Genomic DNA, 997 nt, shown 5'->3' with positions numbered 1-997 from the left:
ACGTGGAGCTAATCAACCAAATCAAAACAATTTTGTTAGTACGCCACATTATAATCGCGATGATTATGAGAGCTATAATAATCAAAGTTTCTCAAATCGAGCTATTAGTAACACTAATCGAGAAATCGATAATAAAACTTATTATAATGATCCGAAATTTAAGTCTCGTAAACATTTTATCGTTAGCTTCATTACTGGTGCTATCATTGGCTCAACTATTGGACTTTTAACTAAAAATAAAGCAAATCAAAAAATTGATGATATAAAAGCAAAAGAACAAGAAGTTAAAGATAATTATTATAGTATTAAACAACAAACAGAAGAAACAATTGATAATGTAAAACATAAAATTGAAGAATTAAAAAACAGAAAAAATACAAGTGTTTCTTCTGATGAACTTGAAGCACAACGTCGAGCAATCCAATCAGAGACTTCAAATAACTTAGCTGACCAATCACCACAAGCGCAAGAAATTCAACAGGCTAAAGATGAAACTATAGTGAAAGAAAACAATTATTTTAATAATGAACATAATAGTGCGGAAGAGATTGTAGCACAACAAAATGCAATTAAAACTGAGTTATCAAATAACTTAGCGGATGAATCACCACAAGCACAAGAAATCCAAGAAGCAAAAAAAGAAACAGTATCAAAAGATAAAAAGCAGGAAGAAACAGAAGCACTTGAAGCACAACGCCGAGCAATCCAATCAGAGACTTCAAATAACTTAGCAGATGAATCACCACAAGCACAAGAAATCCAAGAAGCAAAAAAAGAAACAGTGGCAAAAGATAAAAAACAGGAAGAAACAAAAGCATTTGAAGCACAACGTCGAGCAATCCAATCAGAGACTTCAAATAACTTAGCGGATGAATCACCACAAGCACAAGAAATCCAAGAAGCAAAAAAAGAAACAGAAGCAAAAGATAAAAAGCAGGAAGAAACAGAAGCACTTGAAGCACAACGCCGAGCAATCCAATCAGAGACTTCAAATAAC

The 997-nt window shown here is 32.7% G+C and carries 1 pseudogene; it reads left to right on the top strand.

The window, feature by feature from the left end:
* Positions 1-103: 103 nt before the first annotated feature.
* Positions 104-997 (top strand): annotated as a pseudogene (locus AC2FB1_RS06560) (hypothetical protein); the annotation flags it as partial.

The organism is Staphylococcus sp. CoH_129_LAB_1, assembly GCF_058191515.1.
This window is presented reverse-complemented; position numbering and strand designations above follow the sequence as displayed.